This window comes from Stenotrophomonas indicatrix (assembly GCF_050573115.1).
GTDB lineage: Bacteria > Pseudomonadota > Gammaproteobacteria > Xanthomonadales > Xanthomonadaceae > Stenotrophomonas > Stenotrophomonas lactitubi_A.
Map to the genome: position 1 here is coordinate 1,026,851 of NZ_JBNYZT010000001.1, position 14,875 is coordinate 1,041,725.

Below are 14,875 nucleotides of genomic sequence, written 5' to 3' on the forward strand. Positions count from 1 at the left end.
GGCAATGCGTCAGCTATAGTTGGCATGTGATGTGCGTCACACTTTTTGCACATCGTTCAGGTATGGATGCTTAGGGGGATCTCATGGTTGTCTACCGTCCGCTGGCGCTTTGCGTCGGCCTGGCCTGCGCCTCCGTGGCGTACGGGGCCCGCGCGGCCCCGCCGCCCACCGAGACCACGCGCGCCGACCGGCTCGCCGAAATCGGCCACTACCGTGACCAGGCGCGCTGGGTCGATGCCCTGGCGGCAATCGAGCGCGCGCAGCTGCGCGAGCCCAACGACGACCTGCTGTACAAGCTCCAGGTACTGACCCTGGGCGACATCGGCAATGCCCATCGCGCCTGGCGGCTGTACCAGGCCCGGCCCAACCTGTTCGACCAGGACCAGAAGGCGCGACTGGAAGCCAATTACGTGGCCAAGCTGGTCAACTGGAGCCTGGCCTACGGAGAAACCGAAGACACCCGGCTGGACGAGGCCGAAGCGTCGCTGGCGGAAATGGAGCAGTACGTCGAGCGCGATGGCACAACACAGGCGCAGGCGCCGCTGCGGATCCGCATGGATCGGCTGATCCTGCTCAATCGCTTGGCCCGCCACGCGCAGGTGCGCGACGAGGCCCGGGCGCTGCAGCGCGAAGGTCATGCCCTGCCCGATTACGTGCTGCCAGCAGTCGGCGACTCGCTGATGGCCACCCAGAATCCGGAGGAGGCCATTCCATTGTTGGAGGCCGCCGCGAAGAACGATCCCTCGCGCTTCCAGTCGCGCTCGGAGCTGGCCTACGCCTACCTGGAAACCGAGCAGGCGGAGAAGGCGGTGGGCTACCTGCAGGCGTGGCAGAAGGATGAACCGGCATGGCGCTGGGGCGGTGGCAAGACGCCCTTCCAGAACTGGGCGCGCTACGAAGCCGACCTGAACCTGGCAATGGTGCGGGCCTACAGCGGCGATCTGCCCACGGCCCAGCGCGAGCTGGAAGCACTGGTGGACGTCGGCCCGGGCAATGGCAGCCTGCAGACCTCGCTGGGCAGCGTCTACCAGATGCGCGGCTGGCCACGGCGCGCACTGGAACGCCACCAGATGGCCTACACCCTGGACCCGCGTGACATCGCGCCGCGGCTGGGCATGTACGAATCCTACGTGCAGCTGCAGCGCGACGATCTCGCGCGCCCCCTGCATGATGACCTGCTGGCCCGCTACCCAAGCCAGCCGTCGGTGCAGCGCATGGACCGCGATTGGCGCGCACATCGCGGCTGGCAGCTGCTGGCCAAGGTCGAGGGTGGCCGCAGTTCCGGCGGTGGTGGCACCTCGCCGCTGGGCAACGACGACCTGCACTACGGCATGGAAGTCGCCTCGCCGGTGCTCAACGACCGCTGGCGCCTGTTCGCATTCGCCGACCGCCGTTCGGTCACCTTCCAGGACCAGGATATCGATCCGCTGTGGATCGGTGCCGGCGTGCGCTACCGCTTCGACCGCGTCGACGCCGAGGCAGCGGTGATGCGCCCCAACGACAGCATCGGCGACACCGGTCTGCGGGGCGGCTTCGGCTGGCAGTTCAATGATCGCTGGCACGCGGGTGTCACCGCTGCCCGCAATGATCCGGAAGCGTCGCTGCAGGCGCGCGTAGCCGGCATCACCGCCGACAGCGTCGCCGTTGCCGTGGATTACACGCGCAACGAGCGCACCCACTGGAGCATCGGTGGCAGCCAGTTCCGCTACGACGATGGCAACCGCCGCGATACGCTGAACAGTGCGATCGAACAACGGCTGTTGACCCGCCCGCGCCTGTTGATCGATGGCCTGGGCAGTGTCTACACCAGCCGTGGCAACCGCGACGATGCGCCGTACTTCAACCCTTCGCGGGACCGCTCGGTGGAAGTGGGCCTGCGCATCGACCAGCAGTTGTGGCGCCATTACGAGCGCCACTTCCGCCATCGCCTGACGGTGTCCGTCGGCAACTACTGGCAGGAAGGCTTTGGCAGTTCAATCATTCCGACCGTGGCCTACCGCCACGAATGGCAGTTCGATCAAGGGCGGATCCTCGAGTACGGCGTGAGTTGGTCGCGGCCGGTATACGACGGCCAACGTGAACGACATATCGGCTTCGATGCCGCGCTGCGCTGGGGAGAATGAGATGGAACGGATGCTTCGCAACCTGACGACCGTACTGCTGCTGGCGCTGCTGTTCCTGGCCCTGCCCGCCACAGCCCAGCGTGCCAGCTCTGCCGCGGAACTGGACGCGGCCGACAACGGTCTGCTGGTCCTCAGCTACCACGACGTGCGCGATGATGTGCTGGAGAAATCCGATGCCGACGCCTACGCGGTCAGCACGCAGAACTTCGCCGCACACCTGGACTGGCTGTCCGCCCATGGCTATCACCCGGTGTCGCTGTCGCAGCTGATCAAGGCTTCGCGTGGAGAAGCAAAGCTGCCGCCGCGGCCGGTGCTGCTGACCTTCGACGACGGCCTGCGCAGCGTGTACAGCCGTGTGTATCCGCTGCTGCGTGCGTACAACTATCCGGCGCTGGTGGCGGTGATCACCGACTACGTGGACATGGCTCCGGGCCGCACCATCGACTACGGCTACCGTCCCTTCGGCCATGACGACTTCCTGACCTGGGACCAGCTGCGCGAGATGCAGGCCAGTGGCCTGATCGAACTGGCCAGCCATACCGACAACCTGCACCACGGCGTGCAGTCCAACCCGCAGGGCAACCAGACCCCGGCGGTGATCACCCGCATCTACGATCCCAAGGCACAGCGCTATGAAAGCGCGCAGGAGTACGAGAAGCGCCTGCGCGACGATCTCGGCCGCAGCGTGCAGCGCATTGAAAAGGAACTGGGCGTACGCCCGAAAGCGATTGTCTGGCCGTATGCCGCCTACAACCAGTTGAGCAACGACATCGCCGAGCAGCTGGGCATGCCGGTGTCCTTCGACCTGGAAGGACGCAGCACGCCGGTGACCGCCGACCTGCACGGTCTGGCGCGCCTGCTGGTGACCAGCAATCCGAACGTCACCTCGCTGGCCTTCGAACTGCGTCGCAACGTCAACCTGGACGGCACCCGTGCACTGCAGATCGACATGGATTCGGTCTACGACAGCGACCCGGCCCAGCAGGCGCGTAACCTGGATGCCCTGATCGAGCGCGTGAAGCGGATCGGCCCGACGCATGTCTACCTGCAGGCCTTCGCCGATCCGGACGGCAACAACACCGCCGATGCCCTGTACTTCCCGAACCGGCACCTGCCGATGCGCGCGGACCTGTTCAACCGCGTCGCCTGGCAGCTGAAAACCCGGGCCGGGGTGAAGGTCTACGCGTGGCTGCCGGTGCTGGGCTATGAACTGCCCGACGCTGCACAACGTACGGCGCTGGGCATCCAGAGCCCGGAACGCGATGGCATGTACCGCCTGGATTTCACCAAGCCGCAGGCACGGCAGATCATCAAGGACATCTACGAAGACCTGGCGATCAATTCGTACTTCGAAGGCCTGCTGTTCCACGATGACGGCTACGTACGCGATACCGAACTGGCGCAGCTGCCACAGGAAGGCAGCGACGGCGGCCGCACCCAGGCGCTGATCGATTTCACCCTGGAACTGCGTGACAGTGCGCAACGCTGGCGCCCCAAGCTGGGCACCGTGCGCAACCTGTACGCACAGCCGGTGCTGGAACCGCAGAGCGCTGCGTGGTTCGCCCAGCGACTGGACCTGTTCAACCAGGCCTACGACCGCACCGCGCTGATGGCGATGCCGTGGATGGAAGGCAGCCGCCGTCCCCAGCGCTGGATGGACCGCCTGGTAGTGGCAGTGCGCGAGCACGACCCGGACCTGAAGCACACGATGTTCGAGCTGCAGACCGTCGACTGGCGCACGCAGACGCCGATCAGCGGCGAACAGCTGCGCGCGCAGATCCGTCGCCTGCAGGCGCAGGGCGTCCGCCATTTCGCGTGGTACCCGGACGATTTCATCGCCGACAAGCCGTCGACCCAGGATGCACGCGCGGCGATGTCCGCGCGCAACTTCCCGTATCCGGAGAAGTGACGTGGACATGAACCCGTGGCTCAACGCCATGTTCCAGTTCGCCTTCTTCTACCCCATGGTGATGGCGTTTTTCTGGATGTCCGGTGGCCTGTACTACTTCTTCCGCCGTGAGCGGAAGTCGCGGCCGCGCAACGACCCACCGCCCATGGCGGAGTATCCGTTCGCCAGCCTGCTGATTCCGTGCCACAACGAGTCAGCGAACCTGGACGACACCCTCGGCGCAGCATTGGCCCAGCGCTATCCGGACTTCGAAGTGATCGCCATCAACGATGGCAGCAGCGACGACACCGGCGCCCGCCTGGACGCGCTCGCGGCCCTGCACCCACGCCTGCGCGTGGTCCATCTGGACCGCAACCTGGGCAAGGCCAACGCACTGCGCATGGGCGCCCTGGCCGCGCGCTCGGAATACCTGGTGTGCATCGACGGCGATGCCATGCTGGAAGAGTTCGCCATGCACTGGATGGTCTGGCACCTGACCAGCGGCCCACGCGTGGGTGCGGTGACCGGCAACCCGCGCATCCGCAACCGCTCCACCCTGCTCGGCCGCCTGCAGGTGGCGGAGTTCTCCTCGATCATCGGCATGATCAAGCGCGCCCAGCGTGTCTACGGGCGCATTTTCACCGTGTCCGGCGTCATCGCCGCGTTCCGTCGCACGGCCCTGCACCGCATCGGCTACTGGGCCGATGACATGGTCACCGAGGACATCGACATCAGCTGGCGCCTGCAGCTGGATCATTGGGACATCCGTTACGAACCCAACGCGCTGTGCTTCATCCTGATGCCGGAAACACTGAAGGGACTATGGCGGCAGCGCCTGCGTTGGGCACAGGGCGGTGTGGAAGTGCTGCTGCGCCATGGCTCCTCGTTGTTCAGCTGGCGCAAGCGGCGCATGTGGGGCGTGCTGATGGAATACATCCTCAGCGTGCTGTGGGCCTACACCATGCTCGCGATCATCCTGCTGTGGGCAGTGGGCAAGTTCATCCCGGTGCCGCCGCAGTTGTACATCGACACGTTGCTGCCGCAATGGCATGGCGTGATCCTGGCGCTGGTCTGCCTGCTGCAGTTCGCCAGCAGTTTGATCATCGACAGGCGTTACGAAACGCATATCGGCCGCAATTATTTCTGGGTCATCTGGTACCCGATGGCGTACTGGTTGATCAGCCTGTTCACCACGCTGGTGGCACTGCCGAAGACGCTGCTCAGGCGGCGTGGCAAGCGTGCCACCTGGGTCAGCCCAGACAGAGGTATCCGATGAACGCACATCGCCAGACGGCGGCCAGCAAGCCGTCCAACCGCTTCGACTCGCGCCTGATCCAGAAACCGCGCCAGCAGCCCCGCCTGCAGCGCACCGCCTGGGGGTTTGTGACCCTGGCGTTCTGGGGGTTCTACTTCTACCTGTGGGCGCCGCTGGTCACCCTGGTGTCCTGGCTGCTCGGTGGGCAGCTGGCGTGGCTGCAACTGTATGAGCGCAAGCAGCACCTGGACCCGTTCGTGATCATTGCACTGCCTGTGATCCTGGCCGGCTGCGCGCTGCTGCTGATCGCCTGGGCCGAGTACAACCGCTATCGCTTCGCCGGCAAGGAGCGACGCCACCCGCGCGAGGACGCCAGCCGCTCGGAGATCGCCCATTCCCTTGGTGCCAGTGATCAGCTTGCCGAACAGATGTTCAATGCGAAGGCCATCACCCTGCACATGGATGAGCATGCGCGGCCGCTGGGCATGACGGCACAGCTGTTGCGGTAAAGGGGGTTCGGCCGGGCGGCGCCCGGCACCCGCAGAGGCCGAAGCAACAGCAACAGCTGGCAGTCAGTGGGATGGCGGGGCGGTGCCGGATTGCGGGGACGCCGCAAGTACTTCCTTGTAGGCTTGGCAGCCGCATCCATGCGGCTGACACCCCGCAATCCGACACCGCCCCACCTTCGACAGTTTTCCGGTGTCTGATGGATCCACGCCATGCGTGGATGAATCTCCATCGGAATCGAATATTTCGACAATTGAACGAAGAGCATCCACGCATGGCGTGGATCTACGTGTCGACCAAGGTCGACACCCACCAAGAGCAGGCCATGCCATTCCGGCAGACCGCGGGAAATTGTCGAAGGCGGGGTGGGTCCGGTTGCGGGGGTGTAAGCGCCATGGATGGCGCGCCCAAGCCTACAGGGACGTACTTGTGGCGTCCCCCGCAACCGGACCCACCCCGCCAACCCTCAGGAACCCAGCTGTTGCCGTAGCTTCGGCAGTTGCTTCGGCCGTTGCCGTGGCCTCTGCGGGTGCCGGGCGCAGCCCGGCCGTGAACCTACCTTCTGACCTGGCCTTCGCCGCGCACTACGAAACGTTCGACCGTGAGCGCTTCCAGTCCCATCGGGCCGTAGGCATGCAGGCGCGTGGTGGAGATTCCGATCTCACTGCCGAGGCCAAGCTGGCCGCCATCGGAAAAGCGCGACGACGCGTTGACCATCACCACCGCTGAGCGCAATGCGTTGACGAAACGCTCGGCACTCGCCACGTCTTCGGTCGCAATCACTTCGGTGTGGTCGGAGGTGTAGGTACGGATGTGCGCGATCGCTGCGTCAAGATCGTCAACCACGCGAACCGCCAATACCAGATCAAGGAACTCGGCGGCATAGTCGTCCTCACTGGCCGCGAGGCTTCCCGGCAGCAGCGGCTGCGCGCGCGCGTCGGCACGCAGTTGCACGCCACGTTCGGCCAGCGCCTGCGCAGCACGCGGCAGGAACGCTGCGGCACTGTCCTGGTGCACCAGCAGGGTTTCCAGTGAATTGCACGCGGACGGGCGACTGCACTTGCCATCCACCAGCAGATCGACTGCTTTTGCGAGGTCGGCGGTGGCGTCCACGAACAGGTGGCAGACACCCTTGTAGTGCTTGATCACCGGTACTCGTGCGTGTTCTGCAACGAAGCGGATCAGTCCTTCGCCACCACGCGGGATGGCCAGGTCGATCAGTTCATGCAGCTGCAGCAGTTCCAGCATGGCTTCGCGGCGCAGGTCGGTCAGCACCGTCACGGCGGCAGGGGGAACGCCGTTGGCCTTCAATGCTCCGGCCAACGCCTGGGCGATGGCGGTATTGGAATGGATCGCCTCCGAGCCTCCGCGCAGAATCACGCCGTTGCCCGCTTTCAGGCACAGCGCGGCAGCTTCGGCGGTGACGTTCGGGCGCGCTTCGTAGATCATCGCGATCACGCCCAGCGGCACGCGCACCTTCTGGACGCGGATGCCGTTCGGGCGCACGTCGTCGCGGGTCACCTGCCCGACCGGATCTGGCAGGTCCGCCACTTCACGCACGGCGTCGGCCATCGCCAGCAGGCGCGCCGGGTCCAGCGCCAGGCGGTCGAGCATCGCGCTGCCCACACCCTTGTCGCGGGCGGCAGCCAGGTCGCGCGCATTGCCTGCAAGAATCTGCCCGGCATTGACCTCCAACGACTGCGCCATCGCCTGCAGCAGCGCCCTGCGGGCATCACTGTCGAGGCCAGCAACCACCTGGGCCGCGTCGCGGCAGGCACGGGCCTGCGATTCGATCTCACTCATCGGGACATCCTGCAATGGGTTCATGGCAGCACCAGATCGTCGCGATGGACGACGGTCCCGCCGTAGTTGTAGCCGAGCACGGTCTGGATATCGCGACTGTGGCGACCAGCAATACGACGCACGTCATCGGCGGCGTACTGGCTGACACCACGGGCCACGCAGACCCGGCCAGCTTCGGTGTTCCAGCACACCTGCACCATGTCACCACGGCGGAACGCGCCATCGGCACCGGTGATGCCACCGGGCAGCAGCGATGCGCCCTTCTCGCGCATCGCCTGCGCTGCACCGGCGTCGATCAGGATGGCGCCTTCGGCCAGCGGTGCGTGCCGCAGCCAGTGCTTGCGGGCTGCCTCGCGACTGCGTGCAGCGTGGATGCGGGTACCGAACAGTCGATCCTGCGCCAGCGCACGCACCACCTCGCCGCTGCGGCCGTTGAACAGATAGGTTTCGATGCCAACACGGCCGGCCTTGGCCGCGGCCTCCAGCTTGGTGCGCATGCCGCCGGTACCGGCGACTGAACCGGCACCACCGGCCATCGCCAGCACGGCATCATTCAACTCGGGCACGTCGTGCAGCGGCCGTGCATGGGCATGCGTGCGCGGGTCGGCACTGTAGAGGCCATCGATGTCGGTGGCGATGAACAGTGCATCGGCATCGACCAGCGCCGCCACGGTCGCGGCCAGGTTGTCGTTGTCACCGAGCTTGAGTTCGTCCACCGACACGGTGTCGTTCTCGTTGACCACCGGCAGCGCACCCAGCCGCAACAACTCGTTGAGGGTGGCCCGCGCATTGAGGTAGCGACGGCGGTTGCGCAGATCGTCATGGGTCAGCAGCACCTGCGCCACCGGGCGCTCGAAGAAGCGCTGCCACAGACCGATCAGCTGCGCCTGGCCCAGTGCCGCCAATGCCTGCCGCGCCGCCATCGCCGCACCGGGTTCATCGGCCTTGGGCAGGATCGCGCGGCCGGCAGCGACCGCACCGGAGGAAACGATGACGACCTCGCGCCCGGCCAGCACATTGGCCGAGACGAACTGGGCCAGGCCCAGCGCATGACGCGGCGACAGGCCGCCACCATCGGCCGCGAGCAGGCTGCTGCCGACCTTGAGCACGGCACGCCGCCATGACGGCAGCGCTTGTTCGGGGAACGGCGATGCAACAGTGGCGGCGTGGACGGTCATCAGGGGCGCCTCAGCGGGTATTCCATTCGTAAACGCTCAGTGTCGATGCCTGCATCGTCACCAGCGGATCGGTGGCAACGATGGCCTGTGCCTGGGCAAGGCTGTCGACGTTGCACAGCACATAGGCGCCGCCACTGCCATCGGCAAAGCCGCCGGTCAGCTGCAACTTGCCTTCGGCCTGCAACGCATCGAGGAAGTCGCGGTGCGGCTGCACCACGGCGTCGGTGAAGCCGGGCTGGCGCATCGCCAGCACCAGGTAGACGGTGGCGGCCATCAGGACAGCGCCTGCCAGCGCGCGCGCAGTTCATCCAGGCGCAGGTCCGACGCCGAGCCCGGCGATACACGGGCCGCCAGGCTGCCTTCCGGCGTACGCCCCTGCCCTGCACTGTCGGCACCGGCGGCAGCGGCTTTGTAGGCCTCGCGGAACGGCACGCCCGCGACCGCAGCTTCCACCGCTACGTCGGTGGCGTACATGCCGGAATCGATCGCTGCACGCAGCTTGTCATCGCGCCATTCCAGGTTGGCCAGCAGCGCCGGCAGCAGCTCCAGCGCGGCCAGCCCGCGACCGAAGCCGTGGAAGATCGCGCCCTTGGACGACTGCAGATCGCGGTGGTAGCCCGACGGCAGCGACAGCAGCTGCTCGATCTCGGTACGTGCGGCGGCGACGCTGGCATGGGTCGCCCGCATCAGTTCGATCACGTCCGGATTGCGCTTGTTCGGCATGATCGAACTGCCGGTGGTGTACTGCGCCGGCAGCGCGACGAAACCGAATTCGGCGCTGGTGAACAGCGACAGGTCCCAGGCAATGCGGCGCAGGTCCAGGGTCGCGCCACCCAGCGCTTCCAGTGCGGCCAGTTCGAACTTGCCACGCGACAGCTGCGCATAGATCGGCGAAATCTGCATGCGCGCGAAGCCGAGCGCAGCGGTGGTGTGCTCGCGATCCAGCGGCAGATTCACGCCGTAACCGGCGGCGGTGCCAAGCGGATTGGCATCGATCAGCGCATGGGTATCGCGCGCGCGCACAGCGTTGTCGATGAAGGCCTCGGCCCAACCGGCCCACCACATGCCGGCCGAGGACACCACCGCACGCTGGATGTGGGTGTAACCAGGAATCGGCAGGTGCTGTTCGGCCTGCGCACGGTCGAGCGCGACCTTGGCCACTTCGGCGCTGACCTGCGCTACGCGCTGCAGCTTCTCCTTCAACCACAACCGGGTGGCGACCAGGATCTGGTCGTTGCGGCTGCGGCCGGTATGGATCTTGCGGCCGGCGTCGCCAAGGCGCTCGGTCAACCGTGCCTCGATCGCCGAATGGCCATCTTCATATTGCGTATCCAGCACGAACCGGCCTTCGCGGAAGTCCTGCGCCAGTACCTCCAGCTCGCGCAGCAACCCCGCCAATTCGTCGGCGCTGAGGATGCCGATGTGCTGCAGGCCCTGCGCGTGCGCGGCGCTGGCGGCGATGTCATGCAGGAAGAATTCGCGATCGAGGATCACGTCGTCGCCGGCGAGGAAGGTCTGGATCTGGGCATCGACAGCGACGCCTGGCTTCTGCCAAAGAAGGTCTGCCATGGGGGCTCCTGTGCGGTTTCAGTGCGGGATCGACGTAAGTTCGTCGATGCCCAGCGCGAGATTGAGGTTCTGCATGGCCTGGGTGGCCGCGCCCTTGAGCAGGTTGTCCAAGGTCGCCACCACCACCACCCGCTTGCCACCCGGGGCCAGCGTGAAGCCGCCAACCTGGGCGCCATGGCGGCCAGCAATGCGGCTCACCCATGGCGCCTCGTCCACGACCTCGATGAGTGCTTCACCGGCATAGGCCTGCTGGAAGCGCTCGACGATCTGATCGCGGGTCTGCACACGGTTCAACCAGAGGTTGGCGGTGAGAGTGATGCCACGGAAATGCGGCGCCACGTGCGGCATGAATTCGACGGCTACGCCGAGCTGCACGGATACCTCGCGCTCGTGCACGTGGTTGGTCAGCGCGTATGGCATCAGGTTGTCGGCCAGCAGCTCGACGTTGTTCTTGTCCGACGGCGAGGTGCCGGCACCGGAGTAGCCGGACACGCCGAAGCACTGCGGCGGGCCTGCCAGCAGATCCCGCAGCGGATGGATCGCCAGCTGCATCGCGGTGGCGTAGCAGCCGGGGTTGCTGATGTGCTTCTGCCCGCTGTAACGGCTGCGGGTAAGCTCGGGCAGGCCGTAGTACCAAGCAGTGTCGAAACGGTAGTCGGCCGACAGGTCGACGATCACCGTGTTCGGCTTCGCCGCTTCCAATGCAGCCACGAACGGAGCGGCCAGGCCGTTGGGCAGGGCCAGGATCACCGCATCCACGCCCTTGGCGGCAACGGCATCGGCGTCTAGATTCTCGAACTGCAGTTCACCCTGCCATTGCGGGTAGTGGTCGGACACGCGCTGCCCGGCCAGTTCGCGCGACGACACAAAGCCCAGCTGCAGGTTCGGATGCGCGGCCACCAGCCGGATCAGCTCGGCGCCGGTATGGCCGCGGGCGCCGACGATGCCGACGGTGAACGAGGAGGAAGTGCTCATGCGTGCGTGCTCATGCGTGCGAGTCGAGGCGGTGCTGCAGATGGCGTTTCACGCCCTGCCATTCCGCGTCGATGATGGAGAAGATGACGGTGTCGCGCGGCGTGCCGTCGGGATGGCGACGGTGATTGCGCAGCACGCCATCCTGCTTGGCGCCCAGGCGTGCGATCGCGGTGCGTGAAGTGAAGTTGAACCAGCTGGTTTCAAACACCACGCTCAGGCATTCCAGCCGCTCGAAGGCATGGCTGAGCAGCATCAGCTTGGTTTCAGTGTTGACCCCGGTGCGCTGCACCGACTCGCCATACCAGGTGTAGCCGATGCTGAGCCGCGGCACGTCCGACTGCAGGTCGTAGTAGCGGGTAGTGCCGACGATCTGGTCGTTGGCATCAAACACCACGAACGGCAGCACCTTGCCCTCGGCCTGCACCTGCAGCGCGGCCTGCACATAGCCGGTCATGGTCTTCGCATCGGGCACCTGGGTGTACCAGAGCCGGGACAGCGCGCCGTCGCCCAACGCACCGCGCAGGCCATCGATATGGCTCATCTGCAGCGGTTCCAGCCGCGCATGCGTGCCGGTCAACGTGGGTACTTTGGTCCAGTCTGCGTGGTTCATCGCGCTCAGCCCTCCAGGCTCGGTGCACGCACGGCGCAATGATCGACATACGTCCTGATCCGGTCGATGCCATCGGCACCGTACCAGAACACCTTCCAGTGGCCCTGCTTATAGCAGCCATCGGATTCGGCGTAGTAGAAATGGTTGATCGGGTTGCCGTTGCGCGAGCGCCAGAACAGCTGCGGGGTCTCTTCCAGCATCACGTTCCAGACGGCACGACCCAGGCCTTCACCCTGCGCATCGTCGAGCACGGCGAACTTGTCCAGGTACACGCCCTCGGCCTCATCGGTGAGGATCACCGCCGTGCGGTAGTTCTCGCTGACATAGGCGCGCAGCAGCGTGGTCTTCTCGAAATAGTCCGGCACCAGGGTGCGGCCGAAACTGGATTCGATCAGGCCCTTCAGGCGCGGCAGGTCCAGCTCGCTCCAGGCGGTTGCACGCAGTACCTTCTCGCCCTTGCGCACCAGCGTTCCCGAGCCCTTGTGGGTGAACAGCTCCTTGGCCAGGTCGGCGGGCCGGGTGATCGACACCGACGACTCCAGCGGCAACCGGTCCAGCAGGGACTTGATCTGTTCGATCTTCACCTTCATGCCACCGTGGATCCACGGTTGTGCGATCAGGTGGTCGTACTCGGTGGACAGGTTGATCGAATCGATCACGCTGCCCTCTTCGTCCAGCAGACCGCCGGTGCCGGTCAGGAAGATGATCTTGTACGGCTGCAGTTCCTGCACCAGTTCGTTGGCGGCGAAGTCGGCATTGACGTTGAGGATCTGCCCACCGGCGGTTTCGCCGAGGCTGGTGATGACCGGAATCGAGCCTGCGCGCAGGCTGGCTTCGATCGGTGCCAGGTTGACCTTCTTCACCTCGCCGACCAGGCCGTAGGTATCCAGGCCCAGGTACTCCGCCTCGAACACACCACCGGTGATGGAGGTGGCGCGCGCGCCGTTCTGCTGCAGGGCTTCGACCAGGCGCAGGTTGGATTGCTGGAACACGCGGCGCACGATCGCCAGCGCTTCCGGCGACGTCACCCGCAGGCCGTTGACCGTCTGCTTTTCAATACCGGCGGCCGACAGCTCCGCGTCCAGCTGCGGGCCGGCGCCGTGCAGCACGATCGGGGTCAGGCCGACTTCCTGCAGGAACGACAACGAGGAGGTCAGCGCATCGAGATCGTCGCGCAACACCGCGCCGCCGACCTTGACCACGGCGAAGCGCTTGGCGTCCAGCTGCGAAAAGCGCTTGAGGTACTGGCTGATCTCCTTCGCGCTGGCCATGCTCGAAAGCAGGCGCACGATGGTCTGGCGGGTCTGGCGGTGGGGCTGGAGGGCAGGAGACATTTCGGTTTCGTCACAGGCGGCGGTCGCCGCGTTGCAGTTCCGCAGCGCAGAAGCGCAGCGGCGTTTTGGGTCGATCAGGCGCCGGCGGCGATGATCCGGTGTACGGCGTCGGTGTAGCGCTGCAGCTGCTCCAGCGTCACGAACTCGTCGGCGGTGTGGGCCTGGGCGATGTCGCCCGGGCCGAACACCATCGTGGTGTAGCCAGCGGCCGAGAAAAGGGACGCCTCGGTCCAGAAGTCCACCGCGTTGCCGATCGGCAGGTCCAGCGCGTCGGCCACGTCGCGCGCCAGCAGGCGGCGGTTCTCGGCTTCGGCGATATCGCCTGCCGGCAGGCTCGGGCCACGGAAGGTTTCGGTGAACACCGCCGCTTCCGGTTCGGCGAAGCCGGCAAAGGTCGCCAGCAGCGCATCGATATCCATCGACGGCAGCGGCCGGAAGCCAAAACGTACTTCCGCCGCCGGCGCGATCATGTTGGCCTTGATGCCACCTTCAACGCGCCCGATGTTGAAGCGCAGGCCGGTCAATCCACCGAAGCGTGCCGAGGCCAGCGATTCGACGTGGTCCAGCGCGCGGTTGCCCCAGCGCATCGCCTGGTGCAGCGCACTTGCGGCGGCATCCTGCTTGCCCGACGCATGGCCGGCGCGGCCGGCGAACTGCATCAGCACCGAGCTGATGCCACGATGCGCGAGCACCGCTTCACTCATGGTCGGTTCGGCCACCAGCACCGCTTCGTACGCAATGCCTCGGGCCAGGAACGCCGCGATACAGCGCGGATCGTTGGCTTCTTCATCGCTGGAGAACAGGAACGCCGCGTCGCCATCACTGGCATTGGCCGCAGCGACCAGCGCAGCGGCCGCGCCTTTGATGTCACACACACCGAGGCCGACCACGCGGTCGTCCAGGCGACGCATCACGTGCGGATCGGCACTCCAGTGCGGCGAGTCCGGCACGGTGTCCAGATGCACGTTGAACAGGTACTTCGGCGTACCGCGAACGGCGTACAGGCTGACCGCGCCGGCACCATGGTCGATCACCTCCACATTGAACCCGGGCAGGTTGTCGCGCAGGTAGTCGAAGATGCCACCGGTGGTGATCGCACGCGGCGGATTGCGCGTGTCGAAGGACACCAGCGCCTGCAGGTGGGTAAGGGTGTTCTCGAGCATGCGGGGTCAGTCCTTCACTGCGGCAACGGCCGCATCCTGGTAGATCGTGGGTCGCGCTATTTCCATCAGCAGCTCCGGGCGCGCCGGAGCAGCGAACCCGAAACGCGCGTAGAGACCATGCGCGTCGCGGGTGGCAAGCATGAAACGGCGCAGGCCCTGCAGCGCCGGCTGCGCCAGCAGCGCCTCGATCAACGCCGTGCTGTAGCCGCGCCCGCGGTGGTCGGGCAACACGAACACATCGGCCAGGTAGCCGAAGGTCGCACCATCGGTGATCACCCGGGCAAAGGCCACCTGGCTGCCATCGTCCAGATAGCCGCCGACGCACAGCGAGCCGTCGATCGCCCGCTGCACCGTTTCCCGTGGAATCCCTTCGCTCCAATAGGCTTGGGTCGACAGATACTGGTGAATCAGCGCGACATCGAGCCGCTGTTTATCGGTGCAGACGTGCAGGTTCATGGTCTCGGTCCAGT

Annotated in this window: 13 protein-coding genes; 4 read left to right on the top strand and 9 right to left on the bottom strand. The window is 65.9% G+C overall.

What is annotated here, in order from left to right; all coding sequences use genetic code 11:
* Nucleotides 1-83 precede the first annotated feature (83 nt).
* From pgaA to pgaD, 4 genes are read left to right on the top strand one after another with little or no spacing between them, the layout of a single operon-like run.
* A complete protein-coding gene (gene pgaA / locus ACQ5SA_RS04635) occupies nucleotides 84-2,123 on the top strand; it encodes a poly-beta-1,6 N-acetyl-D-glucosamine export porin PgaA (RefSeq protein WP_499312907.1) in 2,040 nt (679 codons plus the stop codon).
* 1 nt (nucleotide 2,124) lies between these two features.
* On the top strand, nucleotides 2,125-4,032 hold the full coding sequence (gene pgaB / locus ACQ5SA_RS04640) for a poly-beta-1,6-N-acetyl-D-glucosamine N-deacetylase PgaB (RefSeq protein WP_499312909.1): 1,908 nt from the start codon (nucleotides 2,125-2,127) through the stop codon (nucleotides 4,030-4,032).
* A gap of 7 nt (nucleotides 4,033-4,039) precedes the next feature.
* The gene (pgaC, locus tag ACQ5SA_RS04645; RefSeq protein WP_499312911.1) at nucleotides 4,040-5,287 is read left to right on the top strand and encodes a poly-beta-1,6-N-acetyl-D-glucosamine synthase; all 1,248 of its coding nucleotides are present in this window, start codon (nucleotides 4,040-4,042) and stop codon (nucleotides 5,285-5,287) included.
* Nucleotides 5,284-5,775, top strand: coding sequence for a poly-beta-1,6-N-acetyl-D-glucosamine biosynthesis protein PgaD (gene pgaD, locus ACQ5SA_RS04650; protein WP_176020175.1), 492 nt, complete (start codon nucleotides 5,284-5,286; stop codon nucleotides 5,773-5,775). The genes pgaC and pgaD overlap by 4 nt, the downstream gene beginning before the upstream one ends.
* A 553-nt stretch (nucleotides 5,776-6,328) precedes the next feature.
* On the opposite strand, the gene ACQ5SA_RS04655 is transcribed toward pgaD, so the two are convergent.
* From ACQ5SA_RS04655 to ACQ5SA_RS04695, 9 genes are all read right to left on the bottom strand, one after another.
* Nucleotides 6,329-7,600: a glutamate-5-semialdehyde dehydrogenase gene (locus ACQ5SA_RS04655; protein ID WP_499312913.1), complete on the bottom strand. Its 1,272-nt coding sequence runs from the start codon at nucleotides 7,598-7,600 to the stop codon at nucleotides 6,329-6,331.
* On the bottom strand, nucleotides 7,597-8,754 hold the full coding sequence (gene proB / locus ACQ5SA_RS04660) for a glutamate 5-kinase (RefSeq protein ID WP_499312915.1): 1,158 nt from the start codon (nucleotides 8,752-8,754) through the stop codon (nucleotides 7,597-7,599). The genes ACQ5SA_RS04655 and proB overlap by 4 nt, the downstream gene beginning before the upstream one ends.
* A 10-nt stretch (nucleotides 8,755-8,764) precedes the next feature.
* Nucleotides 8,765-9,028 (bottom strand): YciI family protein, encoded by a 264-nt coding sequence (locus tag ACQ5SA_RS04665; RefSeq protein WP_230112372.1) that lies wholly within the window; start codon nucleotides 9,026-9,028, stop codon nucleotides 8,765-8,767.
* Complete coding sequence (argH, locus tag ACQ5SA_RS04670; protein ID WP_108267640.1) at nucleotides 9,028-10,323, bottom strand: argininosuccinate lyase; 1,296 nt, start codon at nucleotides 10,321-10,323, stop codon at nucleotides 9,028-9,030. The genes ACQ5SA_RS04665 and argH overlap by 1 nt, the downstream gene beginning before the upstream one ends.
* 18 nt (nucleotides 10,324-10,341) lie before the next feature.
* Entirely contained in the window at nucleotides 10,342-11,298 is a 957-nt protein-coding gene (gene argC, locus ACQ5SA_RS04675) for an N-acetyl-gamma-glutamyl-phosphate reductase (protein ID WP_499312917.1), read from the bottom strand.
* Between the two features lie 10 nt (nucleotides 11,299-11,308).
* Nucleotides 11,309-11,908, bottom strand: a complete 600-nt coding sequence (locus tag ACQ5SA_RS04680) for a GNAT family N-acetyltransferase (RefSeq protein WP_499312919.1) — start codon at nucleotides 11,906-11,908, stop codon at nucleotides 11,309-11,311.
* 5 nt (nucleotides 11,909-11,913) lie between these two features.
* On the bottom strand, nucleotides 11,914-13,242 hold the full coding sequence (locus tag ACQ5SA_RS04685) for an acetylglutamate kinase (RefSeq protein WP_251475583.1): 1,329 nt from the start codon (nucleotides 13,240-13,242) through the stop codon (nucleotides 11,914-11,916).
* A gap of 74 nt (nucleotides 13,243-13,316) precedes the next feature.
* The gene (locus tag ACQ5SA_RS04690) at nucleotides 13,317-14,405 is read right to left on the bottom strand and encodes an acetylornithine deacetylase (RefSeq protein ID WP_499312921.1); all 1,089 of its coding nucleotides are present in this window, start codon (nucleotides 14,403-14,405) and stop codon (nucleotides 13,317-13,319) included.
* A gap of 6 nt (nucleotides 14,406-14,411) precedes the next feature.
* Entirely contained in the window at nucleotides 14,412-14,861 is a 450-nt protein-coding gene (locus tag ACQ5SA_RS04695) for a GNAT family N-acetyltransferase (RefSeq protein ID WP_230112366.1), read from the bottom strand.
* Nucleotides 14,862-14,875: the final 14 nt, after the last annotated feature.